This window comes from Salinisphaera sp. SPP-AMP-43, from assembly GCF_049568105.1.
Lineage (GTDB): Bacteria > Pseudomonadota > Gammaproteobacteria > Nevskiales > Salinisphaeraceae > Salinisphaera.
The window spans coordinates 3437729-3464661 of record NZ_CP145335.1; the positions used below are offsets into that span (position 1 = coordinate 3437729).

Consider the following 26933-nt stretch of genomic DNA (forward strand, 5'->3'; position numbering starts at 1 on the left):
GTTTCTATTCGGCGGACGATGACGGCTCGGGCGCGGCTACACGCGTCCAGGTGGTGGTATGCCCCAGTATGGGCAGGCCGATATAACCGTGCAGTTTCAGATGATCGTGATCGGCCATGCGGAGATAGCAGTGGTACCACTTGCCGTTGTCGGGATTGTAGACCCGGCCGTGCTCCCAGCGAGCCTGTCCGTTGTCTAATACATGATAATCCAGATCCTTGATCAGACGCAGCCCAACCACGGGGCGATCCTGCTTATCCGGATCGGGATTATGGCGATCGACGATAGCCTGACCGCCCATGCCCTGGGCATCGTCGGCCGGATAGTGATCCTGTTTCAGCCAGACGATGCGGGCCGGGAAATGACCGTCGTCCGCGGTGATATGCACGATCGCCCCGCCGTCGGCCGTGCGCCAGTAGCCTTCGATGGCGTCCCGCGGCGCCGGCTCGGCCCAAACGATCGCGGGCAACGCCAGCCATAGCGCCGCGATCCAAACTGCGTGCTTCACGGCCGTTTGCCGGCCGGCAGATAACGGTGGGCGTAGTACCAGGCCACGGCATCGGCCACGGCATCGCGCGCCGGGCGCGCTTTATAGCCGAGTTCGGTGCTGGCACGCGCATGCGAGAAAAACATGCGTTTCTTGGCCAGCTTGACGCCGTCCACGGTGACCTTGGGCGGGCGCCCAGTGACCCGCGCAAATGCTTCGGCGGCGTGGGCCACCGGCAGCACCATGTTGTGCGGCAGTTTGACCTTCGGCGCCGGCCGGTCGACGATTTCGGCAACCAAGGCCAGGATATCGGCCAGCGACATATCGGTGCCGCCCAGCACATAGCGCCGCCCGGCCACGCCGTGCGCAAAGGCCGCTAGATGGCCGCGGGCTACATCGTCGACATGGGCCACGTTCAGCCCGGTATCCACGAATGCCGGCATACGGCCCGCCGCGGCTTCCAGCACCATCTGGCCGGTGGGCGTCGGCTTGTGATCGCGGGGCCCGATCGGCGCGGAGGGATTGACGATGACGATATCCAGACCGCTCGCGGCGTACTCGCGCGCGACTTCCTCGGCCAGGAATTTCGAGCGTTTGTAGTGGCCGATCATATCCGCGAGCCCGACCGGTGTGTTCTCGTCGCCGGGCTGGCCGTTCTTGGGAATACCCAGCGTGGCCACACTCGAGGTATACACGACCCGGCCCACCCCGGCCGCGCGGGCGGCCTCACAGACGCGGCGCGTACCTTCGACGTTGTTTTCGTAGAGCTCGTTCGGATCGGCCGCCCAGAGACGATAGTCGGCCGCGACGTGGAAGACGGCATCGCAGTCGCGCATGGCCTCGGTCAGTCCGGCCTGGTCGGCCAGATCGACGATCGCATACTCGAGATCCAGACCTTCCAGAGCGGTCAGGTCGCTGTGGGCCCGCCGCGCGGCCCGAACTTGCCAGCCATCGCGCAGGGCGGCGCGTGCGACCGCGCTGCCGACAAATCCCGTGGCGCCGGTAATCAAAGCCCGCATGAATCAGCTCCTTGTCACAGCGCGCCGGCGCAGCAGCCGGAAATACCAGCCCAACCAGATCGCGAACGCCGGCGCGCCAATGAATGCCAGCACGAGAAAACTCTCGCGTACGTTGCAAATAGTGACCAGCGGAAACAGATAAAGTACGTCCTCGATCTCGAACCAGCCGGCCGAGGGCAGCTTCGCCCCAGCCTTGCCCAGTTCGTCTTCCATGACCATATGTAGCCAGAAGATGAACGCGACCGACACGCCGGCAACCAGCCCCATGAAAGGCGCCCAGCCGCCCAGGTCACTATGAATGAGGCCATAGCCCAGGGCTGCGAACAACAGCGTATGGATGATGGCATCGCAGGCCAGGTCATAGAGGTGGCCGAATCGGCTCGAGGCGCCGGAAATACGGGCCAGCTCGCCGTCGGTGTGATCGACGAAGTTCGACAGCGCGAATACGAAGGCACCGATATTGGCCATGACCAAACTGGCATGCGCCAGACAGAACGCCGACACCAGGCCGAGCACCAACCGTAGCGTGGTCAGGTGATTCGGCCGCGCCGAAGTGCCTTCGAGCGGACGTACCAGTCGCCGCGCCAGGCGGGCATCCAATGGTCGTGCAGGAGCCGCCGAACTACGGGCAGCCGGATCGATGGGCTCAGACATCTGATTCAATCCCTGTCAACGTGGGTCTTGGGCACGATACGAAACAAAGCCGGGACGACAATAAGGGTTGTCACCAGTACGGCAAGCATGCCGATGGTCAACAATTCCCCCATGCTCGCGGTGCCTGCATGGCGCGAAAACGCCAGGCTGCCGAAGCCGGCCATGGTCGTCAGAGACGACCATACTACCGCTCGGGCCGTGGAGGTCGCGAGAAACGGCTGGCGCTGATCGTGCCCGCGCAGCCGATGTACGACGTGCACACCGCTGTCTACGCCGACGCCCAGCAACAGCGGCAGCGCGATCACATTGGCGAAATTGAATGGAATACCCAGCCAGACCGTGGCAGCGACCAAGATCAACCCGGACAGCACCAGCGGCGTGAGCACCCGCAGCGTATCCACCACGCTGCGCAGCAACACCAGCAAAAACAGCGTGATGAATACGCCGGCATAGAGGAACGCCTGGACGAACGCCTGCGATACGGTATGCCCAGCAGACAGTTCGAGCACCGGCGCGCCGGTAATATTCGGGGCAACCTCGCGCACGTTGTTCACGAACCGCCGGATCGCCGACTCATCATCGAGATCGCCCTTAGGCGAAACCTCGATCCGATAGCTGCCGTTACGGCCGATCCAGCGACTGGTGAGCGTATCCGGCAGATTGTCGAGCGTGATCCGCGAGGCATTCATGGCACTGGCCAGGCCATCGATCTGGCGCGGCAGCCCGGACAGGATCCGGTCGTGCAAGCCGTCCAAGATCTGGCGCTGACGCGAAGCGTTCTGCTCGGCAAACCAATCCTGCCATCCGGACAAGGCCCGGGCCAGACGCGCGGCAGCCTGACTGTCGCTGCCCTGGGTCCGGTCGCGATAGTCGGCCAGCGTTTGTGCAAACGTGTCGATCGCCTGGCGCCGGGCCCCGGCATCGGCGGCCTGGCTCATATCCGGCCGCATGATGGCCAGCGTCAGGGCCAGATCGCCGATCGTCGCCAGCTTGGCCTCCTGATGTTCGGGCACGAAATCGGCCACCGTCATCGCGCCGGAGACAAGCGGCTGATCGGCCACCCGATTGGCCAGCCCTTGGGCTTGGTCGAGCGTGTTTCGAGTCGTCACCAAGGTCAGCGGCGAGTGCTCGCTAGTCTTGAGCAGATCGCGATAGGTTTTGACCGATTCGCTATCCGGATTCTTCAGATCGAGGGTGCTTGGATCGAAGCGCATGAACGGCAGTGCGCAGGCACATACGAGCGCAATCAGGCCCGCCGTCACCAGAATCCAGCGCTGGGACCGATGGCCGATAAACGGCGCCAGCACGCCACCGCCCGGGCCGCGACCGGCCGGCGCCCAGGGCTTGAGCAGAGCCAACGCAGCCGGCAGGAAGGTCAGGCTGACCACCAGACTGACAAACATGCCGGCGCCCGAAATCAGCCCCAGCTCGGCCACGCCCGAGTAGGACGTCGGAATGAACGAGAAAAACCCGGCCGCGGTGGTCAACGCACACAGGGTTAGCGACAGACCGACATCGGAGATCGCCGTGCGCAGCGCCCGGACCACACCGGACGCACGGTCGCTGACCGTATCGCCCAGCTCCGCGAGTGCTTCTCGATAGCGCAAGCCCACGTGAATGGCGTAGTCGATGCCCAGCCCGATATAGAGCACCGCGAAGGCCACTGAAATCAGATTGAGCCGCCCTACTACCAGGGCCGCAAAGGTAGCGGTTCCGATCAAGCCAGCGACCAGGCTGGCCAGAGATGCGCCCATCAATGCCCAGGAGCGCAGCCCTAGGTACAGAATAATGCCGACCACGATAAACGCTGCCGTGGCGCCCCAAGCGGCCCCATGGGAGACACTGGCCATCTCTTCGTCGGACAGGGCCACCTCGCCGGTCTGGCGGATCCGAATGCCGTGTGCCGCATCGAGATTCAGCCGCTCGGCGGTATCGCGAACGGCGTCCATGGCCTGGTTGGCCGGCAACAAGGCGCTGTAGTTGAGCTTCGGCTGGATGATGATGAAGCGTCGGTCCGACACCCCTGGCTGGTCGCCACCGATCAGCTGTTGCCAGGACAGCCGATTGAAGCGCTGTTCGCGGCTGGCTTGGAAGGTCCGGGCCAGCTCCGAGAACACCGGGGTCAGATCGAGATCCACCGGCGCGTCCGGGGCCATCGCCTCGTTCAGCAGATTGAAAAACGTCGGTAGGGTCGGATCGGCCGACAGCCGGCCAAGAAACGGCTGGATACGGGTCAGCCGGTCGGCCAAGGAATCGAGCCGCTCCGGCGACAAATACAGAAAACCGTTGTTGGCGAAGAAATCCCCGCCCCCGGGCTCATAGACGGCGGGAAATAGCTTCGGCTGCTGGCGCAGCGCTTGCGCCAGCCGATCGGCCGCGGCACCGGCCAGCCCCGGCGTCTTGCCGTCGACCACCACCACCAGGTTATCGGTATAGACCGGGAACGCGTCCTGATAGGCCAGATAAGTCTGACGCCACGGCACTTCGCTGCTGATCAGATCCGAGTTATCGGTATCCATCGCCAGATGGGTGGCCGAGTACCAGGCTCCGGCAACCGTGATCACGAGCCCGATCGCGATCACCCACCCAGCACGACGCGCCATGAGCGCAACCCAGGCCCCCAGCAGTTCAGCCAATTTCTGACTCAAGAAGACGCCCCAGATAGTACCACCGAGGCTGCATCGCCCAGGCTGGCGCGCGCAGCCCGAAAGGCCACAGCCAGCTGCTTAAGCGAACGCAGTTGTGCATGCACGGCCGGTGGCCGACCGGTCATCGCTGCGAGCAAGGCCCGTACCTGCAGATGGCCGTCGGCGTCCATGGCCGCCAGCGCCACCGGGGGCAAGGCCATGGTCGCATCGTCGATCACTGCCCGCAGCGCCACGAAACGCAGCCCCCGCCGGGCCGCGACCGTGGCGATCGCCGCACTTTCCATATCACAGGCAATCGCCCCGCTGGCGTCGTAAAGACGCCGCTTCGCCGCAGCATCGGAAACCACGTCGAGGCTTTCGATCAGCGCCCCTTCGTGCACGGCATGGCGCGGCGCGAGCCGTCCCGCCAGGCTTTCGCGCCAGCGGCGGTCGGCTATCCAGCGTCCACCGTTCGCAGCAATGATTTCGGCCGGCAACACGATCGCCCCGGGGTCGATACCTGGTGCCAGCGCTGCCGTGGTTCCCCAGCTCATCAGCGCCGTAGCGCCTTCATCGGCAAGCTGCTCGGCGGCAACCGCGGCGCGTTCGGCGCCCATGCCCGACAGCCGCAACCGACCGCCGCCGGCCAAGCGTGCTTGGCCGCGCGGGCGCAGGCGTGCCAGCGCCCGTGCCTCACCCGGCAACGCCGCGATGATGCCCAAGCCAGCCATACTGGGTAGGCTGGCTTCGTGATCCGCCTTAGCCATTAACTCCGGCTCCGTATCGTCAGCGGCCCGCCCGGGCCTAGCCACAGCACGCGTTCTAGATGCGGCATCGGCTCAACCGGCGCTGATCGCGGCATCCTCGGCCGGCTCGCCGTGCAGGTTGCGATAGCGCGCCAGCGCCCAGAGTGGGAAATAACGGGTATAGCCGTGATATTTCAGATAGAACACTCGCGGGAAACCGGGCGCGGTATGCTCGGGATCGTGCCAGGCGCCGTCTTCGCCCTGGGCCTCGATCAGCCAACCTGCGCCGCGCGCCAACGCGACCGTATTGCGCTCACCGGCGGCCATTAGGCCAAGCATCGCCCAGGCCGTCTGGAAGCTGGTCGCCACATCGGAACGGCCGCGCGGCGGCTGCCAGTAGCTGCCGTTGTCTTCGCCCCAGCTGCCATCGATGCGCTGCATGCCCTTGAGATAGGCCACCGCACGCTGGATCCAGTCCTGGCTCATGTCTTCGCCGAGCGCTTCCAGCGCCATCAGCACCGACCAGGTGCCGTAGATATAGTTGGTCCCCCAACGCCCGAACCAGGAACCATCGGCCTCCTGTTCGCGCCTGAGATAGGCCATGGCGCGCTCGATGAAGGGCCGGTCCTCCGGTCGCTTGAGCAATGCCACCAGGGTGATCACGCGAGCCGTGACATCCGCGGTCGGCGGGTCAAGCAAGGCACCATGATCAGCGAACGGGATCTGGTTGAGGTACTCGTGGTTGTTGTCCGAATCGAACGCCGCGATGCCGCCGTTGGACGACTGCATGCCCACCAGCCAGTTGGTCGCCCGGGTGATCGCCCGGCCGTAGGTGGCGCCATCGCCGGTGTTGTACATCGCCCAAGCGATGACCGCGGTATCGTCCAGATCCGGATAGTGGTCGTTGGCGTACTGGAATGGCCAGCCACCGCCGGGCAGATCCGGATGATCGCGTTGCCAGTCGCCCGGCCCTTCGAGCACCTGTCGGGCAGACAGCCAGTCCAGCCCGGCCCGTACTTCGGGGGTATCGCCGGTATTGGCGGCCTCCTGTAGGGCAAGAGTGGCTAGACCGGTATCCCAGACCGGCGAAACGCAAGGCTGCACGTTGGCCATGTCGCCGTGCTCGTAGACCAGATCGTCGAGCGCCTGACGCGTTTCGGCCCGATACGGATGGTCGGCCGGGTAACCGAGTTCGCCGAGGGCTTCGTAGACGTTGACCATCGCCGGGAAGATCGCGCCGATCCCATCGGTGCCGTTCAGGCGCTCGATGATCCAGGATTCCGCTTTTTTGATCGCCCGTTTGCGCACGAACTGCGGGATCAACGGCTCGAAGCTGCGCCCGAGCACGTCCAGGCCCTTGAACAGTTTCTGCAGATTGTTCTGGGCCGGCACGAAATCGCGCTGCTGTTCCGGCGGGATGGTGAACAGTTCGCGTACGTTCACCCCCTTCGGGTTGCGGGCCATAGTGCGCAGGCTGGTCAGGATGAACAACGGCACCATCACCGTGCGCGACCAGTAGCTTACTTTCGACAGATGAAAGGGCGACGCCTCGGGCATCAGCATCACTTCCACCGGAATGAACGGCACTGCCCGCCAGGGCACCTGGCCGAACTGGGCCAGCGCGATCAGCGTGAACACGTTGACTTGGCCGGCGCCGCCGCGGGCCAGGATCGCCTCACGGGCATGCACCATATGCGGGGCATCGACATCGTCGCCGGCCAGCTTGAGCGCGTAATAGCACTTCACCGAGCAGGACAGGTCATGATCGCCGCCGTAGTACAGCGGCCAGCCGCCATGAGCCGCCTGTTTGGCGCGGATATAGTTGGCTACCCGCGCCTGTAGTGCTGCATCGACATCGCCGACGAAATGCATCATCAGAATGTATTCGGCCGGAATCGTACAGTCGGCCTCGCATTCATAGCGCCAGTGGCCATCCGGATTCTGATCGGTGATCAAACGGTCGCGGGCGGCCTCGATCGCCGTCCCGAGGCCACTCGGCTGCTGGGCCGAGACCGGCTGGCGGCTCGGCAGTTCGGCGATATCGTCGATCGGCGCAGCCGGATCTTCGGCGATGGTGGGCGTCAACGCCGGCAGGTCGCCGGCGGTCATATGGAACAGATGCCGCAGACGGTCGTCATCGGCCACCGCCAGATTGGTGGTCAGCACCGTAGCCTGCACGCTACGCCGCGAGACCTTGACCTGTGAACCGTCGGTGAAATGCGGGTTTGCCTGGATCTTGCGCAGGGTCAGCAGCGCCAGCCCGATCGCCCACAGACAGAAACGGCGCATGCCTTTCTGATGGCCGGGAATGCGCAGCGTGAATTCCAGCGCGTTGCGCAGATGGCCGTGGGCCAAGCCCACCAGTTCGGACAGCCCAGCAGCGAACGAATCATCCACGGTATGCCGGTCCAGCTGCGACAGATCGAAGCCGTGCCGCGCGAACACATCGCGCGGCAGCCAGCAGACGCCGCGAGCCTGATCCGCCCAGATATCCTTGAGGATATTGGTCATCTGCAGGCCCTGACCGAAAGACACGGCCAACCGATTGAGCTCGGCATCGTGTGCACCCAGGCCCGGTTCGTGGTCTGTGAACATGCTCGACAGCAGTTCGCCGACCACACCGGCCACGAAGTAGCAGTAGCGATCCAGATGGACCAGCGCCGGCAGACCGTTCGCGGACGCGGCGCGCTCGTATTCCGGCATGCCGTCGCACATGATGCGCACACAGCGAACAATGGCCTCCTGCTGGGCCGACGCCAGGCTGGCGGTGACCACCAGCACTTCGTCGGTATGCTCGACCAAACGCCGTTCGGCATCCAGCGTCGCCGGGGCCAGTTTCGGAGCCAGGCGCTGACCGAAGACCGCAGCACCCTCGCCGGTCGTCAGCACCTGCACGAATTCGACGTGCCAGGCCGCTTTGGCCTCCTGATCGAGCTCGGCATCGTCCTCGATCGTATCGGCGATCCGGCATAGCAGATAGGCATTGCCGATCGCGATCCGCAGCGCCTCTGGCAACTCGGGAATGGTTAGGGCGAAGGTGCGCGATACAAGCGGCAGGATTTCGTCCTGAAAGGCCAGCGCACGCCGACCGGAATCCGTCTGCAGTAAAGCTTGTGACATGAACGAACGACTTCCAGGTTTTCAAGCGCCACCGGCGCGCCACGGCTGCCGGACATACCGGCCTTTCGGCAACACGGCGTCAGCATTTGACGCTGCCGGTGTTCAGTGGCTAGCTAGCCCGCCAATCGAGCATCCGGACAACACAATCCGGCCCGCAGGGATGACGAACTAGCCATGGATGAATATCAAGCCCCGCATTATAGCCAACGCATCGAACATGTGCTTGAAGCCTGTCTGCCAAGCGCTGATATGCCACCGGCCCGACTCCATAAAGCAATGCGTTATGCGGCGCTATCGCCAGGCAAACGCGTACGGCCGCGCTTGGTCTATGCCGCAGCCGAGGTGCTGGGCGTACCGACCGCCAAGGTCGATGCTGCGGCCGCCGCGATCGAGTGCATCCATGCTTATTCGCTGGTCCACGACGATCTGCCGGCAATGGACGACGACGATCTGCGCCGCGGCCGCGCCACCACCCATGTCGCCTTCGACGAAGCCACCGCGATCCTAGCCGGCGACGGCCTGCAGGCGCTGGCGTTCGAGATCGTGGCCAGCCACGGCGGGCTCGACAACGCGCCCGCGGCCCGCGCTGCCCAGATCGCCACGCTCGCGCACGCCGTTGGCTCGCGCGGCATGGTCGGCGGCCAGGTGCTCGATATGGCCGCCGAAGGCCGCGACGACGTCACTACCGACGATCTGGAACAGATCCACAACCTCAAAACCGGCGCCCTGCTGGCGGCCTGTGTGACCATGGCCGCGGATGCGGCCGAGAATCTATCGGCCGATCAGCGCAGCGCCCTGGATATCTTCGCCACCCGTATCGGTCTGGCTTTCCAGGTCCGCGACGACGTGTTGGATATCGAATCGTCCACCGAAAAGCTCGGCAAGACCCAGGGCGCGGACATCGCCCACGACAAGGCCACCTACCCGGCCCTGCTGGGCCTCGACCAAGCCAAAGCGCTGGCCGAGCGCCTGTATACCGAAGCTACGGCCGCGCTCGATATCTTCGACGACGCCGAGCCGCTACGTGCAATCGCGCGCGAGATCGTTAAACGCGACCACTAGGGCGTGTTGAGGCGCCGCGCGAATCCGCGCCAAAGATTGCTGGGCGACAAGCCGAGGCGCCGCGAGTGCGGCGTAGCGGCACTACGTCAGCGAGCGGCCAGACTGGATTGCGCCCCCAATCGCGTCGAGCCGCGTGACGAGCCTTGACCAGGGCATACGCCCAGTGCCGGCGGCTCGCGCCTCGCCAGCCACGATTTGGGGCAACAGCGCGGCCCTTGGGCGACATTTCAACACGTCCTAACCCAGGCCGGCCCGGCTGAACACGCCAGGCCGGCACACCGCTCAGCGGCTGGCCGGCTGGGTGAACGAATAGCGCAGGCGCTGGTGCCCATTGGCCGGCACATTGACCTGCCACTCGGGCTGGCTGGCCGACCCCATAGTCTTGGGCGCGTCTTCGGCCAACTGGGCACCGCTCGGCAGCTGCTCGGCGACCGTGACCTGTCGGGCTTGGTCGCCAGCGTTGAACAGCTCGACGCTCACCTGAGTGGTACGCGTACCACCGGCCTCGGACTGCTGGCTGAGTCGATGCGTACCGGTGATATCGAAGGCGCTGCCGAGCGTCAGCTCCAGCGGCGCCCCGGCGGGGGTGTCATCGATCTGCGTCCCCCCCATCAGCTGGGCCTGATGCGCGGCATCGTAGATACGTACCGGCCCGGCCGGCAGCGGCTGTTTCGAGTCGTTGTCGAATGCCAGGCTCACCTGCACATGACGCCGCGCCTCGCCGCTGTCGCTCGATGCATAGTTCTCGAAGCGATACTGGCGTTGGGCATCCACGGTCAGCGGCTTGATCAGGGCCACCGACTGGGTCGCGCCGGCCGGCACGTGTAGGCCATGGTCCAGCGGATAGCGATAGACGTCGCCCACGCTCTGGGCACTGCCTGCCGAACGAGACTCGCCGACGGTCATCTTGGACATCATCACCGGCTGTGGAGCGTGATTGTCGGCCCGCGACGTATCGCCGGCGACCAGCCAAGCCTGGTCGGCAGCCAGCGCAGCGTGGCCGCTGTTGTCGATCACCGCGGCCGCGGTCAATTCGAGCTGGCCGCTGTCCGGGTCGAAACGTCCGGTATAGCTGGCCTGCCAACTGGGCGCCGAAGTCTGGTAGGTCGCCGTCAGCTTCTGTTTACCCGCCTGACGCGCGGTGATATCCAGGCTGAGGCCCGTGTCACTGCCCTGCGCGCTGTCGCCAGCCGGCCAGCTGAGCCGATCGGGCGAGGCCGTGGTAAGGCGCTCGATGCGATTCTGGATACGCACATAGGCCGTGTCGCCCTCGACGGCGACCAGCTGCCCCTGTCGAGTTTGGCCATCGTCGTCGGTCACACTGATGCTCTGCCCGACGCGGGCCGCCAGCCGACCCTGCGACGACGCATTGCCGGCCAAACTGAAACCGGTCAACTGCACGCCTTGGCCAGACAGCCACAGGGTAGCCGGCTGCAGCTGGCCCACCACCGGCCAGGCAATGCGTTGCTCGCCTTGTGTCAGGTCCAGCTTCTGGCTGTCCTGCACCACGGCCGCGCCCTGGCTGTAGAGGGCGATCGCATCGACTGCCGACTTGGTATCGCTCGTGCCCGCGAAGGCCGGTGCGCTTAGCGCCAGGCCCGCGACGGCGACAATGGATCGAGTATTCATGCGCGCTCCTGCGGATTGCTATGGGGCCGGTCGCGGCGACTCGCTCGGTGTACGCGCCATCAACCAGAGCACCAGCAGTACAGCCGGCACCCCGGCGATCGCGGTATCGACGAAAAACCACGTATAGCCGGCATGATCGACCACCCAGCCAGAAAAACCGCCGATGAACTTGCCGGGCAAGGTCATCAACGACGAAAACAAGGCGTATTGGGTAGCGGTATAGGCAGTGTTGGTCAGGCTGGATGCATAGGCGATGAACGAGGTCATGGCGATCCCGCCGGCCAGGTTCTCGGCCGAGATGGTCAAGGTCAGATCCAGCAGCCCGGGCTCAGCGAGCGTGGCCAGCCAGGCGAACACCAGATTTGCGCTGGCGGTCAGCACGCCGCCGATCAAAACCGCGCGCAGCACGCCGATACGCGCAACCAGCAAGCCACCGATCGCCGCGCCCGATAGCGTCATCGCCAGACCGAAAATCTTGGAAATACTCGCGATCTGGTCCGGCGTATAGCCGGCATCCAGATAGAACGGATTGGACATGACCGCCAGCGTGATATCCGAAACCCGGTACAAACCAACCAGACATAAGATGATCACGGCCTCGCGTCGATAGCGCGAGAAGAAATCCCAGAACGGACAGACGATCGCGCCGATGATCCAGCGCTCGATGCGCTGCAGCCAGGCAGGCTGGGCAGCACGCGCTGCCAACCAGTCGATCGCCCACTGTTCGCGCAGTTCGTTATCGCGGGTGCGATCCACATCGGGCTCGCCGAGCGCCAGCACGGTCACTACGCCGACCAGTACTAACCCGGCCATGACGTAATAGGCCATCGACCAGGACGAAGCCGCGGCGATATAGAACGAACCGGCGCCGGCGACCAGCATCGCGATGCGATAACCGGCCAGATAGGTCGCGGCCATCGCGCCTTGAAGATCTTTGGCGACTGCTTCGATGCGCCAGGCGTCGATCGTTACGTCTTGGGTAGCTGCCGAAAACGCGACCAACAGGCCGAACCAGGCCATCGCCTCTAGGTTGGTCGCCGGGTCGGTGCCAGCCATGCACAACAGCCCGATCATCAACCCGGCCTGGGCAAGCAGCATCCAGCTACGTCGTCGCCCGAGCCAGCGCGATAGGATCGGCAGCCGCAGCCGATCGATCACTGGCGCCCAGAAGAACTTGATCGAGTAGAGAATCCCGATCCAGGAGAAAAATCCGATCGTGGTCTTGGACACGCCGGCCATCGACAGCCAGGCCGACAAGGTCGAAAACACCAGCAGGAAGGGCAGCCCAGAAGAAAAACCGAGCAGCCCCATGCCGATCACGCGCGGCTGGGTATAGGTCGCAAGCGCGGCCTTCCAGTCGCGTTTATTCGACGCCTCGGGCTGCGGCTCGGGGGCACCGGCCCGTCCGGTGATGCGATATTCAGAATTCGACGTCATAGTCGATCGTCAACGGTGCATGGTCGGACAGGCGGGATTCGCGATAGACATATTCTGCGGTAGCGGCATCGGCCAAGCCCGGGGTTGCGACGTGATAATCGATCCGCCAGCCCACATTCTTGTCCCAGGCGGCGCCGCGCTGCGACCACCAGGTGAATTGGTCCTCATTCGGATTGACCTCTCGAAACACATCGACTAACCCGACGTCGCCGAACAGCCGGTCCATCCATTCTCGTTCGTGCGGCATAAAGCCCGAATTCTTCTTGTTGTTCTTCCAGTTCTTAAGATCGATTTCCTTGTGCGCGATATTCCAGTCGCCGCAGATCAGATACTCGCCGGACGCTGCAGCCTGACGCTGCAGAAAATCCAGGAAATAGACCAGATAGCGCTCCTTGGAATCCTGGCGATGATCGCCGGAAGAGCCCGACGGCGCATACAGACTGGCAATGCGTAGATCGCCGAAGCGGGCTTCGAGATAGCGGCCTTCGGCATCGAATTCCTCGTGCCCCATGCCGCGGATGACCTCGTCCGGCTCGCGCTTGGCATAGATCGCCACCCCGGAATAGCCCTTGCGATTGGTCGCCTCTTCGTAGAAGCAGTGGTACCCCTCGGGCCAAAACGCCGCGATGCCCTCCAGCTGATGCTGCTGGGCTTTGAGTTCTTGAATGCAGACCACATCGGGATCCTGTTCGGCCATCCATTCGAAAAAACCCTTGCGCTGGGCTGCACGGATGCCGTTGGCGTTGAAGGACATGACCCGCATCGAAAACTCCCTGTGGCAACGAAACACAACGGCCGATCGACTCGTCGCGGCTGTTCGAGGCGCTTATCATACGTGCCCATCGACCGGTTTCGACAACGACGAGGACGCCCCACCCATGCCCCGCCCGACCGACACCAGCCAGGATTTCCTGGCCCTCGCCGACCAATACGACGCCCTGAAATTCGGCGAATTCACGCTCAAATCGGGCCGTGTATCGCCCTATTTCTTCAACATGGGCGAAATCGCCTCGGGTGCCGGCATGCAACGCCTGGCGGCCGGCTATGCCGCAACACTCGCCGAATCCGGCATCGACTACGACAGCCTGTTCGGCCCGGCGTATAAGGGCATCCCGCTGGTCGCGACCGTCGCCTGCGCGCTGGCCGAGCATGGCCGGGACGTGCCGTTCACCTACAATCGCAAGGAAGCCAAGGATCACGGCGAAGGCGGCACCCTGGTCGGCGCACCGCTCGGCCAGCGCGTGGTGATCGTGGACGATGTAATCACTGCCGGCACCGCCGTGCGCGAAGCGATCCAGAAAATCCGTGAGGCCGGCTCGGAAGTCGCCGGCGTGCTGATCGCACTCGACCGGCAGGAACGCGGCGCCGACGACCGCTCGCCGCTGGCGGCCTTGGCGGCCGACGAAGGGATCCCGACCGCGGCCGTGGCGACCCTGGACGACGTGATCGCCTATGCCCAAAACCGCGGGCTGGATGCCGACACGATCGCGGCGATCCAGACCTATCGCCGCGAATACGGCGTTACGGGCGGATGACGCCGCCCTAGCCCTTTGGTTCAGGCGGCCGGGGTATCGTCGCCCGGCACGGCATCGGCTTCACGCCGGATCAGAGTGCCCACGCCGGCATCGGTGAACAGCTCTAGCAGCACCGCATTCTCGACTCGCCCGTCGACGATATGGGCCGCACGCACCCCCTCGGCCACCGCGTCCAGCGCACACTGGATTTTGGGCAGCATGCCGCCGTGGATCACGCCGACGTCGATCAGGCTTTCGACTTGCGCGGGGGTCAGACCGGTCAGCAGATTGCCTTCGGCATCCAGAACGCCCGGCGTATTGGTCAACAGCATCAACTTTTCGGCTTCCAGCACCGAAGCGATCTTGCCAGCGACCAGGTCGGCGTTGATGTTGTAGCTGCGCCCGTCTGCACCGACACCGATCGGCGCGATCACTGGAATGAAGTCGTCGGCCTCGAGGCGCTTGACGATACGCGGGTCGATATCGGCGACCTCGCCGACGAAGCCCAGATCGGTATCGTCTTCGACCAGGGCCAGTTTGCGCGCCGAGATCAGGTTACCGTCCTTACCGGTCAGCCCGACCGCATGGCCGCCGTGCTGGTTAATGAGATTGACGATTTCCTTGTTGACCAGGCCGCCGAGGACCATCTCGACCACGTCCATGGTGTCGGCGTCGGTCACCCGCATCCCCTTGATGAACTCGGTCTGTTTGCCGACCCGCTCAAGCACCTTGCCGATCTGCGGCCCGCCACCGTGGACCACGACCGGATTGAATCCGACCAGCTTCATCAGCGCGATATCGCGGGCAAAGCCGGATTTCAGTTCCGGATCGGTCATGGCGTTGCCGCCGTATTTGATGACCACGGTCTTGCCGGCGAAACGACGGATATAAGGCAATGCTTCGCCAAGCACGCGGGCTACGCGTGCAGCGGCTTCGGGGTCCAGTGACATGCGTTGGTTCTGCTCCATGATCTCTGGCTCTAGTCGTCCGCGAGCGCCTTAGCGACCGCGAAATAATCGTAGGTGGTAATTTCGAACCGATTAGTGTCCGGATCGGCGAAGTACAGCGACCATGCCACGGCATGGTCTTCGAAGCGTAGGGCCAGGTCGGGTTCGGCCGCCAGGTCGGCGCGCCAAGCCAGAAAATCGGGCCCGTCGACGCGTAAGGCCACGGTCGCTCGGTGCGGGGTTTCGGCCTGCTCGAACAGAGCCAGGGTGACGCTGCGCGCCGCATTCGACAGCGTCAGCGGCCCGCCGTTGGTCGCCCAGAAAGCCAACTCCGGCACCGGCACCGGCACCAGCCCAAGAATGCGCGCATACCAGTGGCAGGCTGCGGCCCGGTCGGCCACGAACACTTGCACATGATCGATCGCAAGCAGGGAATCGCCGTTGCCGAGGCTCATGGGAGGCTCCCTGGGTCGCGCCGCGTCTAAGCCACGCCGGTCGAACCGAAGCCGCCCGCGCCACGATCGCTGGCATCGAACTCGTCGACGATCGCTAGCTCGGCCGCGACCACCGGCACCAGCACGAACTGGGCGATGCGCTCGCCCGGCTCGATGGTGTAGGTGGTATTCGAACGGTTCCAGGCCGAGACCTTGAGCTCACCCTGGTAATCGGAATCGATCAGGCCGGTGCCGTTGCCGAGCACGATGCCGTGCTTATGGCCGAGCCCCGAGCGCGGCAGGATCAACCCCGCCAGACCGGGATCGTCGATATGAATCGCCAGGCCACTGGGCAGCAGTTCACAGTCGCCCGGAGCCAGCGTGATCGACGCATCGACCATGGCCCGCAGGTCAATGCCGGCCGAGCCGGCGGTAGCGCGCTCGGGCATGGGAAAATCACGGCCGAGGCGTGGGTCCAGCTGTTTTACCTGCAGTCGGGTCATCGTGTCGTCGTCCTGTGAAAGATCTGTGTCAGGGCTCGATCCGGGCGGCGATCAATGCCACCAGATCGTGGGCCAGATCGCGTTTGGCCGCCCGCGCCAGGCGCTGTTCGCCATCGGCCCAGATCACCAGCAGCTCGTTGTCATCGCGGCCGAAGGCTTTATCCGGACCAACCAAGTTGCCGGCGATCATCGATAGGCCCTTGCGCTCGCGCTTGGCCCGGGCGGCGTTGTCCAGATCGCGGGTCTCGGCCGCGAACCCGAGGGTAAACACCCCCGGATAGGCGGCGGCCACCTCGGCGATGATGTCTTTGGTCCGGGTCAGGACCAACGTGCTGTCGCCGTCCGACTTTTTGATCTTATCGGCCGCGACCTCGGCCGGCTTGTAATCTGCGACCGCGGCTGCGCCGATGAAGATATCGGCCGCAGGTACGGCCGCTATGACGGCTTCGTACATATCGGCCGCCGATTCCACGGCGACCCGCTCGACCCCGGCCGGCGCGGCCAGCTCGGTCGGCCCCGAGACCAGCGTGACCTCGGCGCCGGCAGCCGCACAGGCCGCGGCCAGCGCATAGCCCATCCGCCCGGAGGAGCGATTGGTCAGAAACCGCACCGGGTCGATCGCTTCTCGGGTCGGCCCGGCGGTTACCACCACCCGCCGGCCGACCAGTGTCTTGGGTACGGCCTCGCCGGCAAGATCGGCGATCAGCATGTCGCGGATCGCCTCTGGCTCGGACATCCGCCCGGCCCCGGATTCGCGCTCGGCCAGTTCGCCATTGTCCGGGCCGATACAGCGCACCCCGCGCTCGGCCAATGTCGTCATATGGGCACGGGTGGCCGGATGGGCCCACATCACGTGGTTCATCGCGGGCGCGACCACGATCTCAGCAGTCGTCGCCAGACACAGGGTCGACAACAGATCATCGGCGCGGCCAAGCGCGAGCCGGGCTAACGTATCGGCGCTGGCCGGGGCGATCAGCACCCGTTCGGCCCAGCGCGCGAGCTCGATATGGCCCATCGACAATTCCGCCGCTTCATCCCAGAGATCATCGCGCACCGGGTGGCCGGATACGGCCGCCAAGGTCATGGGCGTGACGAAACGCTTAGCGGCGTCGGTCATCACCACCTGTACCTCAGCCCCGACTTCGACCAGGCGCCGTACGAGGCTCGGCGTTTTGTACGCAGCGATGCTGCCGGTTACCCCGAGCAGCACTCGACGTTGGGCCAATGATTGCATGCCGCTATTGTACCTGGACGCTCGCCATCAGCCATGGGCGGCGTATTCATAGCACGGGGGAATGATGGGGATTACCGACTGGCCGGCCACCGAGCGGCCGCGCGAAAAACTACTGGCCCGCGGCGCGGCCGCGCTGTCCGATGCCGAGCTACTGGCGATTTTCCTGCGCACCGGCGTGACCGGGATGAGCGCGGTCGACTTGGCCCGCCATCTGCTGACCGATTACGGCAGCCTCGATGCGCTACTGTCGGCCGACCGCGCGCGTTTCACCGCGGCCCGTGGCCTCGGCGAAGCCAAGTATGCCCAACTCCAGGCGGTGCTGGAGATGGCCCGCCGACATGCGGGCGAGGCGATCCGGGAACGCGATGTATTAAGCGACCCATCAGCCACCCGAGCCTATCTTGCGCTGCAGCTGGCGCGCCAGGAACACGAAATCTTTGCCTGCGTCTTTCTGGATAACCGCAACCGGGTGATCGCCTTCGAAGAAATGTTTCGCGGCACCATCGATGGCGCGGCCGTTTATCCCAGGGAAGTGGTCAAGGCCGCCCTGCGCCATAACGCCGCTGCCGTGATCCTGGCGCATAACCACCCGTCCGGGGTGGCCGAGCCCAGTTCTGCGGACCGAGACATCACGCGACGGCTGTCGGATGCCCTCGGGCTGGTCGATATTCGCGTTCTCGATCACATGATTCTGGCCCGCGAAGCGACCACAAGCCTTGCAGAACGGGGTTTAATGTAAAATACACTCAAAAGCTATCGTAACAATTATTTAATTTTTAATTGACATGAAACCAACCTCTTTCTACCTTTCCCGCGACCAGATCCACCCCCTATCTGGTTGTTAAGTTTGGAGAAAGAAATGAAAAAAGCCGCGTTTTTTCTGAGTGCCACAATGCTTCCGGCCACTTCCGTCATGGCGGGCCCGAGCGTGATCGCCTCCACGGATCAGACGGATGGCCCGGGTTACACCTATGCTCAGGGTGAATACATCCCTGAAGGCAATGTCGACCACGCCGGCAACGATGTCACCGGCTATGGTGGCGATGTCTCGATCGGCTTCGCCACCGACAGCGCCTTTCCGATCCACCCCATCCTGCAGGGCGGTTTTCACCGCTTTAACCTCGACAATTCGCCCACTGGTGTGAACGAAGCCCATGTCGGCCTGGGCGGCGAAGGCTTCTACGACTATGGCGGCGCCGAGGGCACCGGCCTGGGCTACTACGGCACCGTCAACTACGAGCGCCTGGAAGTGCGTGATGCACCGGGCGGCTACGGCGGCCACGATGCCACCGGCGACGGCTACGGCATCAGCGCCGGCCTACGCTGGATGGCTCTGCCGCAGGTCGAGATCAACCCGCATGCCACATACGTGGATTACGGCAAGATCTCGGGCAACGGTCTGGATTACGGCAGCCCCGACGGGTTCAAATACGGTGTGCAGCTGGTCGGCTATCTGGACGAAGACCAGCACTACGCCCTGACCGCCGGTTACGACCGCTCGGACCTGGAAGTCGGCCGCAACGACGAGTCGCTGCATAACGTAGTCAACGTTGGTGCGCGTTTCACGTTCTAAAACTCAGCCGGCACGATCGACGCAGCGACCACCGCCGCTTCGCAGTAGAACACCCCGGCTTTCGGGGTGTTCTACCTTGGCCACGTCAAAAAATCTGACGACAACGGTTGTGCCGCAAACCGCTTAGTGGTTAAATACGCGGCTCGCCGACGCCGACTAGCGCGCGATCAGGAGTTCTAGCATGTCCCAGATTTGTCAGGTGACCGGCAAGAAGCCGGTGACTGGTTACAACGTCTCGCACGCCCACAACAAGACGAAACGCCGTTTCGTGCCCAACCTGCATTGGCATCGGTTCTGGGTCGATTCGGAGCAGCGCTATGTGCGCCTGCGGGTTTCTTCCAAGGGCATGCGTATCATCGACCGTCAAGGTATTGATAGCGTGCTTGCCAAGTTGCGCAAGCGCGGGGAGAAAGTATAATGCGCGAAAAAATTCGCATGGTCTCGACCGCGGATACCGGGTTCTTCTACACCACGTTCAAGAACAAACGGAACAGTCCCGACAAGCTCGAGATTAAAAAGTACGATCCCAAGGCGCGTAAGCACGTGACCTTCAAAGAAGCCAAGATCAAGTAAGATCGGTTTCGATCGCTTGATGATAAAAGCCGGCCATGCGCCGGCTTTTTTATAGCCCGGCTCGATACAACGCAACCCTGTAAGCGTTACAGCGCCGACTTTGGTTAGACTGGGCATTTCCCGACCCAGCCTCGCCGGTGCATCGGCGGGCGCCTGACTTCAAGAGGGGCCATGGAAAGCGACGGGTTGCTGGCCGCCCACGGGCTGGCGCGCGACTATGGCGGCCGACGCGTGGTGACCGACATCCACCTCCGACTCGCCGCCGGCGATGTTCTCGGGGTGCTCGGACCCAACGGTGCCGGTAAGACCACGATTTTGCGCATGCTGGCCGGTACACTGGCCCCTAGCGCCGGCCGCGTGGCGATCGCCGGCATCGATCTGGTCGACCACCCCCGCGCGGCCAAGCGCCATCTCGGCTATCTGCCTGAGCGCCCACCGGTCTATCCCGAACTCACGGTTGATGAATACCTGCGTTTCGCCGCGCGATTGCAGGCCATCCCCCGGGCCCGGCGGCACAGGGCGATTGCCGACGCCAAGCACGACTGCGGTCTGACCGACGTCGGCCGCCGCCTGATCGGCGCCCTATCCAAAGGCTATGCCCAGCGGGTCGGACTGGCCCAGGCCATTCTGCATCGGCCGAGCGTGCTGATCCTCGACGAGCCTACCGCCGGGCTGGATCCGACCCAGCTGATCGGCGTGCGCGAATTGATTTCAAGGCTGGCAACGACTCATAGCGTGATCATCTCGAGCCATATCCTGTCCGAGATCCAGGCCGTGGCCTCCCGGGTGGTGATCGTCGACCGCGGCCGGCTGGCCATGGATGCGACCCGCGCCGAACTGGCGGCCGATCATAGCTGGCTGGAACTCGGGCTCACCCACGGCCCGGATACCGCGACGCTGGCCGCCCTACCCGGCATCGCCGAGATCCAACAGACCGGGGAAGGCTTGTGGCGAGTACGGCCCGAAAACAATGATCGCCAGATCCGCACGGCCCTCGCCGAGCGGGCGGCGGCCGAAGGCTGGGGGCTGCACACACTGGCCGCGCGCCCGACCACCCTGGAAGACCGCTTTATGCAGGTGACCGGTACCGGTCCGGCCACGGCGGCCACCCCATGACGGCGATCGCACGCCTTGAATGCGCCCGCCTGTTCGCCTCGCCGCTGGCCTGGGTATTGCTCGGTGCCACCCAGCTTCTGGCCGGGCTGCTATTCGTGATGTCGCTAACCGATGTCGCCCTCAACCCAGATCATCTAAATGCCTACGACGGCGTTTCCGAACTGGTCGGCGCCGGCCTGTTTCGTTTCGTCACGCTGATCCTGTTGCTGGTGGTGCCGCTACTGACGATGCGCGCCTTTGCCGAGGAACGGAAAACCGGCACCCTCGAACTGCTGCTCGCCGCCCCGGCCTCGGCCACCGAGATCGTGCTCGGCAAATTCATTGGCGTCATGCTCTATCTGAGTCTGAGCTGGGCGCTGATCGCGCTGATGCCGCTGACGCTACTCATCTTTACGCCCCTGGACCTGGGCGTGATCGCGGCCGGCCTGATCGGGCTATGGCTGGTCATGGCGTCGTTTGCCGCGATCGGCGTATTCGCCTCGGCCTTGACCCACGAACCCACCCTGGCCGCGGTGCTCAGCTTGGCCGGCCTGATGTTGCTGTGGCTGATCTATGCCGTAGCCAGCCTCGACTGGCAACCCACGCTTTGGGGCTGGTCGATCGCGCTCGGCAGCCTGGCCCGCGGCGTGTCCCCGATCGGCCATGCCGATACCCTGTTGCGCGGCATCGTCGCCAGCGGCGATATCGCCTATTTCCTGATCTTCGTGGCAGCTTTTCTGGGCCTTGCCGTGGTGCGGGTGGATGCCGACCGACGTGGCTAGCCGACCATGCGTTTGACCAGCTATCTAACCATGCTGCTGATTGTCGTCGTGGCCGTACTGGCCGGCTGGCTGTCGCAACGCTACACGGTCTCGGCCGACTGGACCGCCGGCAATCGCAACAGTCTGACCCAGGCCAGCCGGCGCGTGATCGCCGCACTCGACGACGGACCCATCGATTTCAAGGCCTATATCTATCCCGGGCCGCGGCGTCACGAGATTCGCCAACGTCTGGCCCGCTATACCCGGGCCTCGGAGCGCGTACATCTACGCTTTCTGGATCCCGGTCAGCATCCGAACGAGGTGCGCAAGCTCGGCATCGATCGCGACGGTGCCGTAGTAGTCGAGCACGCCGGGCGCCGCCAAACGCTGACCGAGTATTCGGAGGCCGCGGTCACCAATGCATTGCAGCGACTCTCGCCAGGCGGTACGCGCTGGATCGTGTTCATCGCCGGCCATGGTGAGCGCGCCCCGAAGGCCAAAGCCACGGCCGGCTATCGACGGCTAGCCAACGCACTGAGCGATCAGGGGCTCAAGACTCGGCCCGTCAATCTGGTCGAAAACGGCGCGATTCCGGACAATACGGCGGTACTGGTCATCGCCTCGCCGCAAAGTGATCTGCTGCCCGGCGAGGTCAACATGATCCGCGACTACGTCCGAAACGGCGGCAATATTCTATGGGCCGACGATCCAGGCCAGCGCTACGGGCTGACCCCGCTGGCCCAGGACCTAGGGCTGCACTGGCTGTCCGGGACCCTGGTCTATCCCGACTATCGCAAGCTCGGCACCGGCAACCCAGCTATGGCGCTGGTCGCCAATTATCCCAAGACCCCGATCACGGCCCATCTGAATCAGATCACGTTGTTCCCGTTTGCCGGCGCGCTCGCCCCGCTCGACAAATCGCAATGGCAACATCAGACGTTTTTGCGCTCGCCGGGTCGAAGCTGGCTGGAGACCGGCTCACTGGAAGGCGGCAGTATCACGTTCCAGCCCGACCGCGGCGATCGCCCGGGGCCGCTGACCTTTGGGCTGGCCGAAACCCGATCGCCTCAATCGACTGATACCGCGGCTGCCTCCGATCGCGATACGGCCTCGCAGCGCGCGGTAATCGTGGCCGACAGTGATTTCATGGACAACGGCCATATCGGCCAGCTCGGCAACCGCGCGCTGGCCCTGGCGATGTTCCAGTGGCTGGCCGGGCGCGATGCCCAGATCGCGGTCGACGTACCCAAGGCACCTGACGATCATCTGCAGATGGCCCCGGCCCGGCTGCAAACCTTGGGGTGGGTCTTCATCGCCGGGTTGCCGGGCGTGTTGTGCGTGTTCGGGCTCGGCCGCTGGTGGTGGCGGCGGCGCCGATGAAGCAGCGTCGCATTCTGCTCATCGCCGTCCTGCTGCTTACGATCGCTGCGCTGGGCATCGCCCTGTGGCGTTCGTATCGGCCGCCGCCAACGCCAGGCGCTGCGCCGGTCATCAGCGATCTGACGCCTTCGCAGATCGATCATATCCGCATCCGTTACGGCAGCAATCTGCTTGAGATCGCGCGCAGCAACACCGGCTGGCGCCTGAGCGCGCCGGTTCAGGCACCGGTCGATACTGCCCATCTCAAAGCTATCTTGTCGCTGCTTGGCCAGCCCGCCCAGCAAAGCTATGCGCCAAGAGCGATAGAGCAAACCAAAACCGGTCTGGCCGACCACCCGCTGGTGGTCCGCTTTGGCCAGATTGGTCCGATTCGCATCGGCGGCCCCGGGCCGAGCCGCGGCAGCCGCTATGTGGCTACGCCGCATGCGCTGTTGCTCGCCGATCTGCCCGCGTTCGGCGGGCTACAGTGGGGCTGGACGCACTGGATCTCGCGGGCGCTGGTACCCCCACAGCGCCAGCTACAGAAACTGGTGCTGCCGCATTTCACGCTCGTGCGCGACGATCGGGGCCGATGGCAGGCCCAGCCGGCCGGGCAACGTAGCGCCGCAGCCGTAGCAACCACTGCTCAGACCTGGCTGCGGGCTCAAGCACTGGCCATCACGCCCGCGGACCAAAGCCGGCAGCGGGTGGCTCGTATCACGCTCGGGTTCGCCGAGGGCACGCCACGGCATTTCGATATCATCGAGCGCTATCCCAACCTGATCTTGCGGGATCCGGCACTCGGCGTGGACTACCACTTGGCCGGCAATCGCATCGGCCCGCTGCTCGATATTCAGCACCCCGGCCTCTAGGGCGTGTCGTCGCGAGATACGCCGCTGCATCCGCAGCTCTGTGGGGGACGCCCGCGCAGCAGGCCAGGCGGCGTTGGATGCGGTGGCGTCTCTTATGACGACGCGCCCTAGAAATCCGACGAGCCAACGCTGTTCATCTGTCCATGAGCGCCGATCGATATAGCTCGCGGGTGGCCGTTGCGACGTACCCACCGACCTGGCGCCATTCCCGCGACCACCGCAGCATAGCGCGGCTTTGCCACTGGCCTACCTCGCGTCTTTGGTAGCGCCGTTTGCTGGCCGATCAGCGCCCTCGCCCGCGCAAGACAGTCGACCAGGGGCGGCTGTCGCAGACAAGCGCCGATCGGCGCCGACACCGCCCGTTCATCGATCAACGCTGCAGCCGCTGTGGCCTAGCCCAGGCACCCGCAACCGTCCGGGCGGCGCGCCTACCTGCATACCGCGGCGGATAAAAACCCGTACGGCGGCCCCGACACACGCGTGTCAAAATAGATCGATGCCTGAACTTCCTGAAGTCGAGACCACACGCGCCGGGATTGCGCCCCATGTCCGAGGCCAACGCGTACGCACGGTCATCGTACGTCAGCCCCAGCTGCGCTGGCCGGTCTCGCCAGAACTGGCTCGCGACCTGCCGGAGCAGACACTGCATACCGTCTACCGACGCGCCAAGTATCTGTTGTTCGTGGCCGATAGCGGCCATGTCTGTCTGCATCTGGGCATGTCCGGGCGGCTGCGCATCGTGCCTGCAGATACTCCGCCTGAAACCCACGACCATGTCGATATCGTGCTCGATAACGACACCGCCGTGCGCTTCAACGACGCCCGGCGCTTTGGCTCGTTGTTCTGGCTGACCGGCGATCCAAGCCAGTTCGCGCTGCTGGCTCGGCTCGGCCCGGAACCCCTGTCCGACGACTTCGACGGCGCCTGGCTCAAGGCACGCTCGGCTGGCCGCCGGATCGCAGTCAAGGCCTTCATCATGGATGCTGCGGTGGTGGTCGGCGTCGGCAACATCTATGCCTGCGAGGCATTGCATGCTGCCGGCATCCATCCGCGCCGGGCCGCCGCACGGATCAGCGCCGCCCGCTATGCCGAGCTGGCCGAGGCCATCAAACACGTGCTGGCACGGGCGATCGCGGTTGGTGGTACGACACTGCGCGACTATATCGGCGTGGACGGCGAGACCGGCTATTTTCAATTGTCGCTATCGGTCTACGGCCGTGAAGGCGCCCCCTGTCCGCGGGGGTGCGGTCTAATCCGGCGCGAGGTCATCGGCCAGCGCAGTACATTCTTCTGCCCGGTCTGCCAGCACTAGAACGCTACCGCCCCTTCCGACCAAGCGGCACGCGAGGCGCCGTGCTGCAGCATGCCTCGTGCATCGGCGGATAACGCCGTTGTACGACTGTCTGACGTTCATCTGATCGTAAGCGCCCATACGCCGGACGGTCGGCCTGTCGCGATCGCGCGCCGTCGCACACGACCTGCGGCCGATCCGGTCCGTCCGGCCCGAGCCGATAGCCAGTACCCCGGAATCCCTCCGGGGTGGATATCGCTCGAGGCCCATGCCAGGCCGCCGGGTCGCCCGCGTCGCGGCCGGACGTACCACACGGCTGCGTGACAGCCCGCCGCAGCTACCGCTAGGCTGGCCTATTGATTTTGCTTTCTTCGGGCCGAGTATGCGTTACCTCGGACTGCTCCTGGCGCTAGGGGCGACTGTTTTATTCGGTGCGCTGAGTTGGTGGGCACCGCGCTACTTCGGGTTGTTTTTCATCATCGCGGCGATGTTTCTGGTGGTCGGGGTGCGCGATCTATTCCAGGCCGAACACGCCCTGCTGCGCAACTATCCGCTATTGGCTCATTTTCGTTGGTTTTTCGAATCGATCCGTCCGGAGATCCGCCAGTACCTGATCGAGTCGGACACCGAAGCCGCGCCGTTTTCGCGCGAACAGCGCGGCCAGGTCTATGCCCGGGCCAAGGGCGCCAACGATGCCGATCCCTTCGGCACCGAGCTCAATGTCTATGCCGAAGGCCACGAATGGTTGGCGCATTCGATGGCCGCCCGCAAGCCGGCCGAGACGCCGCCGCGCATCGATATCGGCGGCCCGGATTGCACCCGCCCCTACTCGGCTTCGACGCTCAATATCTCGGCGATGAGCTTCGGCTCGCTATCGGCCAACGCGATTCGCGCGCTCAATAAGGGCGCGGCCATGGGCGCCTTCGCCCATGACACCGGCGAAGGCTCGATCTCGCGCCACCATAAGGAATTTGGCGGCGATCTGATTTGGGAGATCGGCAGCGGCTATTTCGGCTGTCGAGCCGAGGACGGCGGCTTCGATCGCGACCAGTTCGTCGAACGGGCCACCGACGACCAGGTCAAGATGGTCGAGATCAAGCTGTCCCAGGGCGCCAAGCCCGGCCACGGCGGCGTGCTGCCGGGACGCAAGGTCACCCCCGAAATCGCCGAGGCGCGCGGTGTACCGGTCGGCCAGACCTGCGAATCACCGCCCTACCACACGGCTTTTTCGACGCCCATCGAGATGATGGAGTTCATCGCCGATCTACGCGAAGGCTGCGGCGGCAAGCCGGTAGGCTTCAAACTGTGCATCGGTCACGGCTGGCAGTTCATGAGCCTGGCTAAGGCCATGCTCAAGACCGGCATCACCCCCGATTTCATCGTCGTCGACGGCTCCGAAGGCGGCACCGGCGCGGCGCCCCTGGAACTGGCCGACAACGTCGGTACGCCGCTGCGTGAAGGCCTGATCTGGGCCCATAACACACTGGTCGGGGCCGGCCTGCGCGAGCGCATCAAGATCGGCGCATCCGGCAAGATCACCTCGGGCTTCCGGATGGCCTCGAACATGGCACTTGGCGCAGACTGGTGCAACACCGCGCGCGGGTTCATGTTCGCGGTCGGCTGTGTGCAGTCCGAGTCCTGTCATACCGATCGCTGCCCGACCGGGGTGGCCACCCAGGATCCGTGGCGCCAACGCGCGCTGGTCGTGCCTGACAAAGCCGAACGCGTGGCCAGCTTCCACAAGGCCACAGTACGCGCCATGCAGGAAGTGGTGGCGACGGTCGGTCTGGACGATCCGGCCCAGCTGGCCCCCGAACATCTATGCCGACGCACCCACGATTCCGAGATCCAGAGTGCCGATCAGGTGTATCGTTTCTTGAAGACCGGCGAATTGCTGGTGGCCGGGGCCCAGTCGGGGCGCTACGAACACGCCTGGACACGCGCCCAGGCCGAGAGTTTTCTGCCCCGCAGCCACGCCGCCTGATCGCGCTAACGC

At 64.5% G+C, this 26933-nt stretch carries 25 protein-coding genes; 12 read left to right on the forward strand and 13 right to left on the reverse strand.

The genetic code is table 11. The features are described 5' to 3' along the window. Positions 1–4 precede the first annotated feature (4 nt). From V5738_RS14730 to shc, 6 genes are all read right to left on the reverse strand, one after another. On the reverse strand, positions 5–508 hold the full coding sequence (locus V5738_RS14730; RefSeq protein WP_423821574.1) for a DUF2147 domain-containing protein: 504 nt from the start codon (positions 506–508) through the stop codon (positions 5–7). Continuing rightward, positions 505–1506 (reverse strand): hopanoid-associated sugar epimerase, encoded by a 1002-nt coding sequence (hpnA, locus tag V5738_RS14735; RefSeq protein WP_423821575.1) that lies wholly within the window; start codon positions 1504–1506, stop codon positions 505–507. The genes V5738_RS14730 and hpnA overlap by 4 nt, the downstream gene beginning before the upstream one ends. A 3-nt stretch (positions 1507–1509) precedes the next feature. After that, positions 1510–2148: a CDP-alcohol phosphatidyltransferase family protein gene (locus tag V5738_RS14740; protein WP_423824188.1), complete on the reverse strand. Its 639-nt coding sequence runs from the start codon at positions 2146–2148 to the stop codon at positions 1510–1512. Positions 2149–2165: 17 nt separating this feature from the next. After that, positions 2166–4808, reverse strand: a complete 2643-nt coding sequence (locus V5738_RS14745; protein WP_423821576.1) for an MMPL family transporter — start codon at positions 4806–4808, stop codon at positions 2166–2168. After that, the gene (locus V5738_RS14750) at positions 4805–5554 is read right to left on the reverse strand and encodes a purine phosphorylase (RefSeq protein ID WP_423821577.1); all 750 of its coding nucleotides are present in this window, start codon (positions 5552–5554) and stop codon (positions 4805–4807) included. The genes V5738_RS14745 and V5738_RS14750 overlap by 4 nt, the downstream gene beginning before the upstream one ends. A gap of 72 nt (positions 5555–5626) precedes the next feature. Continuing rightward, positions 5627–8653 (reverse strand): squalene--hopene cyclase, encoded by a 3027-nt coding sequence (shc, locus tag V5738_RS14755; RefSeq protein ID WP_423821578.1) that lies wholly within the window; start codon positions 8651–8653, stop codon positions 5627–5629. Positions 8654–8827: 174 nt separating this feature from the next. Between shc and V5738_RS14760 the strand changes: the two genes are divergently transcribed. After that, positions 8828–9715 (forward strand): polyprenyl synthetase family protein, encoded by an 888-nt coding sequence (locus V5738_RS14760; RefSeq protein WP_423821579.1) that lies wholly within the window; start codon positions 8828–8830, stop codon positions 9713–9715. Between the two features lie 282 nt (positions 9716–9997). Here the strand turns inward: V5738_RS14760 and V5738_RS14765 are convergent, their stop codons facing one another. Genes V5738_RS14765 through V5738_RS14775 form a run of 3 tightly spaced genes read right to left on the reverse strand, consistent with a single transcriptional unit; the run spans position 9998 to position 13544 of the window. Further along, a complete protein-coding gene (locus V5738_RS14765; RefSeq protein ID WP_423821580.1) occupies positions 9998–11344 on the reverse strand; it encodes a DUF4139 domain-containing protein in 1347 nt (448 codons plus the stop codon). An 18-nt stretch (positions 11345–11362) separates the two neighbouring features. Next, the gene (locus tag V5738_RS14770) at positions 11363–12781 is read right to left on the reverse strand and encodes an AmpG family muropeptide MFS transporter (protein WP_423821581.1); all 1419 of its coding nucleotides are present in this window, start codon (positions 12779–12781) and stop codon (positions 11363–11365) included. Then, positions 12765–13544, reverse strand: a complete 780-nt coding sequence (locus tag V5738_RS14775; protein ID WP_423821582.1) for an exodeoxyribonuclease III — start codon at positions 13542–13544, stop codon at positions 12765–12767. The genes V5738_RS14770 and V5738_RS14775 overlap by 17 nt, the downstream gene beginning before the upstream one ends. A gap of 115 nt (positions 13545–13659) precedes the next feature. Between V5738_RS14775 and pyrE the strand changes: the two genes are divergently transcribed. Beyond that, entirely contained in the window at positions 13660–14316 is a 657-nt protein-coding gene (gene pyrE, locus V5738_RS14780; protein ID WP_423821583.1) for an orotate phosphoribosyltransferase, read from the forward strand. 20 nt (positions 14317–14336) lie between these two features. Here pyrE and argB read toward each other — a convergent pair whose 3' ends face one another. Genes argB through coaBC form a run of 4 tightly spaced genes read right to left on the reverse strand, consistent with a single transcriptional unit; the run spans position 14337 to position 17413 of the window. Continuing rightward, on the reverse strand, positions 14337–15263 hold the full coding sequence (gene argB / locus V5738_RS14785; protein ID WP_423821584.1) for an acetylglutamate kinase: 927 nt from the start codon (positions 15261–15263) through the stop codon (positions 14337–14339). Between the two features lie 11 nt (positions 15264–15274). Beyond that, complete coding sequence (locus V5738_RS14790; RefSeq protein WP_423821585.1) at positions 15275–15697, reverse strand: VOC family protein; 423 nt, start codon at positions 15695–15697, stop codon at positions 15275–15277. A gap of 26 nt (positions 15698–15723) precedes the next feature. After that, positions 15724–16179, reverse strand: a complete 456-nt coding sequence (gene dut, locus V5738_RS14795; protein WP_423821586.1) for a dUTP diphosphatase — start codon at positions 16177–16179, stop codon at positions 15724–15726. A gap of 28 nt (positions 16180–16207) precedes the next feature. Further along, on the reverse strand, positions 16208–17413 hold the full coding sequence (coaBC, locus tag V5738_RS14800; protein WP_423821587.1) for a bifunctional phosphopantothenoylcysteine decarboxylase/phosphopantothenate--cysteine ligase CoaBC: 1206 nt from the start codon (positions 17411–17413) through the stop codon (positions 16208–16210). A 64-nt stretch (positions 17414–17477) separates the two neighbouring features. Here coaBC and radC point away from each other — a divergent pair, with 64 nt between their 5' ends. The 10 genes from radC (at position 17478) to V5738_RS14850 (ending at position 26921) form a co-directional block, all read left to right on the forward strand. After that, complete coding sequence (gene radC, locus V5738_RS14805; protein ID WP_423821588.1) at positions 17478–18152, forward strand: RadC family protein; 675 nt, start codon at positions 17478–17480, stop codon at positions 18150–18152. Positions 18153–18326: 174 nt separating this feature from the next. Continuing rightward, positions 18327–18986: a hypothetical protein gene (locus tag V5738_RS14810; RefSeq protein ID WP_423821589.1), complete on the forward strand. Its 660-nt coding sequence runs from the start codon at positions 18327–18329 to the stop codon at positions 18984–18986. Positions 18987–19167: 181 nt separating this feature from the next. Continuing rightward, on the forward strand, positions 19168–19404 hold the full coding sequence (rpmB, locus tag V5738_RS14815) for a 50S ribosomal protein L28 (RefSeq protein ID WP_423821590.1): 237 nt from the start codon (positions 19168–19170) through the stop codon (positions 19402–19404). Then, positions 19404–19559: a 50S ribosomal protein L33 gene (rpmG, locus tag V5738_RS14820; protein ID WP_423821591.1), complete on the forward strand. Its 156-nt coding sequence runs from the start codon at positions 19404–19406 to the stop codon at positions 19557–19559. The genes rpmB and rpmG overlap by 1 nt, the downstream gene beginning before the upstream one ends. 171 nt (positions 19560–19730) lie before the next feature. After that, a complete protein-coding gene (locus tag V5738_RS14825) occupies positions 19731–20675 on the forward strand; it encodes an ABC transporter ATP-binding protein (protein ID WP_423821592.1) in 945 nt (314 codons plus the stop codon). After that, positions 20672–21436, forward strand: coding sequence for an ABC transporter permease (locus V5738_RS14830; protein ID WP_423821593.1), 765 nt, complete (start codon positions 20672–20674; stop codon positions 21434–21436). Before V5738_RS14825 ends, V5738_RS14830 begins: the two co-directional genes overlap by 4 nt. A gap of 6 nt (positions 21437–21442) precedes the next feature. Continuing rightward, complete coding sequence (locus tag V5738_RS14835; RefSeq protein ID WP_423821594.1) at positions 21443–22795, forward strand: GldG family protein; 1353 nt, start codon at positions 21443–21445, stop codon at positions 22793–22795. Continuing rightward, positions 22792–23646, forward strand: a complete 855-nt coding sequence (locus V5738_RS14840) for a hypothetical protein (protein WP_423821595.1) — start codon at positions 22792–22794, stop codon at positions 23644–23646. Before V5738_RS14835 ends, V5738_RS14840 begins: the two co-directional genes overlap by 4 nt. A gap of 496 nt (positions 23647–24142) precedes the next feature. After that, positions 24143–24958 carry a bifunctional DNA-formamidopyrimidine glycosylase/DNA-(apurinic or apyrimidinic site) lyase gene (mutM, locus tag V5738_RS14845; RefSeq protein WP_423821596.1) on the forward strand — a complete coding sequence of 272 codons (816 nt, stop codon included), beginning with the start codon at positions 24143–24145 and terminating at the stop codon, positions 24956–24958. 361 nt (positions 24959–25319) lie between these two features. Further along, the gene (locus V5738_RS14850) at positions 25320–26921 is read left to right on the forward strand and encodes an FMN-binding glutamate synthase family protein (protein WP_423821597.1); all 1602 of its coding nucleotides are present in this window, start codon (positions 25320–25322) and stop codon (positions 26919–26921) included. Positions 26922–26933: the final 12 nt, after the last annotated feature.

What these genes read in the sequence shown, in the direction of transcription:
- hpnA (WP_423821575.1), bottom strand. Translation starts at nt 1,506, where the DNA reads ATGCGGGCTTTGATTACCGGCGCCACGGGATTTGTCGGCAGCGCGGTC.
- V5738_RS14750 (WP_423821577.1), bottom strand. Translation starts at nt 5,554, where the DNA reads ATGGCTAAGGCGGATCACGAAGCCAGCCTACCCAGTATGGCTGGCTTG.
- shc (WP_423821578.1), bottom strand. Translation starts at nt 8,653, where the DNA reads ATGTCACAAGCTTTACTGCAGACGGATTCCGGTCGGCGTGCGCTGGCC.
- V5738_RS14760 (WP_423821579.1), top strand. Translation starts at nt 8,828, where the DNA reads ATGGATGAATATCAAGCCCCGCATTATAGCCAACGCATCGAACATGTG.
- V5738_RS14765 (WP_423821580.1), bottom strand. Translation starts at nt 11,344, where the DNA reads ATGAATACTCGATCCATTGTCGCCGTCGCGGGCCTGGCGCTAAGCGCA.
- V5738_RS14770 (WP_423821581.1), bottom strand. Translation starts at nt 12,781, where the DNA reads ATGACGTCGAATTCTGAATATCGCATCACCGGACGGGCCGGTGCCCCC.
- V5738_RS14775 (WP_423821582.1), bottom strand. Translation starts at nt 13,544, where the DNA reads ATGCGGGTCATGTCCTTCAACGCCAACGGCATCCGTGCAGCCCAGCGC.
- pyrE (WP_423821583.1), top strand. Translation starts at nt 13,660, where the DNA reads ATGCCCCGCCCGACCGACACCAGCCAGGATTTCCTGGCCCTCGCCGAC.
- argB (WP_423821584.1), bottom strand. Translation starts at nt 15,263, where the DNA reads ATGGAGCAGAACCAACGCATGTCACTGGACCCCGAAGCCGCTGCACGC.
- V5738_RS14790 (WP_423821585.1), bottom strand. Translation starts at nt 15,697, where the DNA reads ATGAGCCTCGGCAACGGCGATTCCCTGCTTGCGATCGATCATGTGCAA.
- dut (WP_423821586.1), bottom strand. Translation starts at nt 16,179, where the DNA reads ATGACCCGACTGCAGGTAAAACAGCTGGACCCACGCCTCGGCCGTGAT.
- coaBC (WP_423821587.1), bottom strand. Translation starts at nt 17,413, where the DNA reads ATGCAATCATTGGCCCAACGTCGAGTGCTGCTCGGGGTAACCGGCAGC.
- radC (WP_423821588.1), top strand. Translation starts at nt 17,478, where the DNA reads ATGGGGATTACCGACTGGCCGGCCACCGAGCGGCCGCGCGAAAAACTA.
- V5738_RS14810 (WP_423821589.1), top strand. Translation starts at nt 18,327, where the DNA reads ATGGCGGGCCCGAGCGTGATCGCCTCCACGGATCAGACGGATGGCCCG.
- rpmB (WP_423821590.1), top strand. Translation starts at nt 19,168, where the DNA reads ATGTCCCAGATTTGTCAGGTGACCGGCAAGAAGCCGGTGACTGGTTAC.
- rpmG (WP_423821591.1), top strand. Translation starts at nt 19,404, where the DNA reads ATGCGCGAAAAAATTCGCATGGTCTCGACCGCGGATACCGGGTTCTTC.
- V5738_RS14825 (WP_423821592.1), top strand. Translation starts at nt 19,731, where the DNA reads ATGGAAAGCGACGGGTTGCTGGCCGCCCACGGGCTGGCGCGCGACTAT.
- V5738_RS14830 (WP_423821593.1), top strand. Translation starts at nt 20,672, where the DNA reads ATGACGGCGATCGCACGCCTTGAATGCGCCCGCCTGTTCGCCTCGCCG.
- V5738_RS14835 (WP_423821594.1), top strand. Translation starts at nt 21,443, where the DNA reads ATGCGTTTGACCAGCTATCTAACCATGCTGCTGATTGTCGTCGTGGCC.
- V5738_RS14840 (WP_423821595.1), top strand. Translation starts at nt 22,792, where the DNA reads ATGAAGCAGCGTCGCATTCTGCTCATCGCCGTCCTGCTGCTTACGATC.
- mutM (WP_423821596.1), top strand. Translation starts at nt 24,143, where the DNA reads ATGCCTGAACTTCCTGAAGTCGAGACCACACGCGCCGGGATTGCGCCC.
- V5738_RS14850 (WP_423821597.1), top strand. Translation starts at nt 25,320, where the DNA reads ATGCGTTACCTCGGACTGCTCCTGGCGCTAGGGGCGACTGTTTTATTC.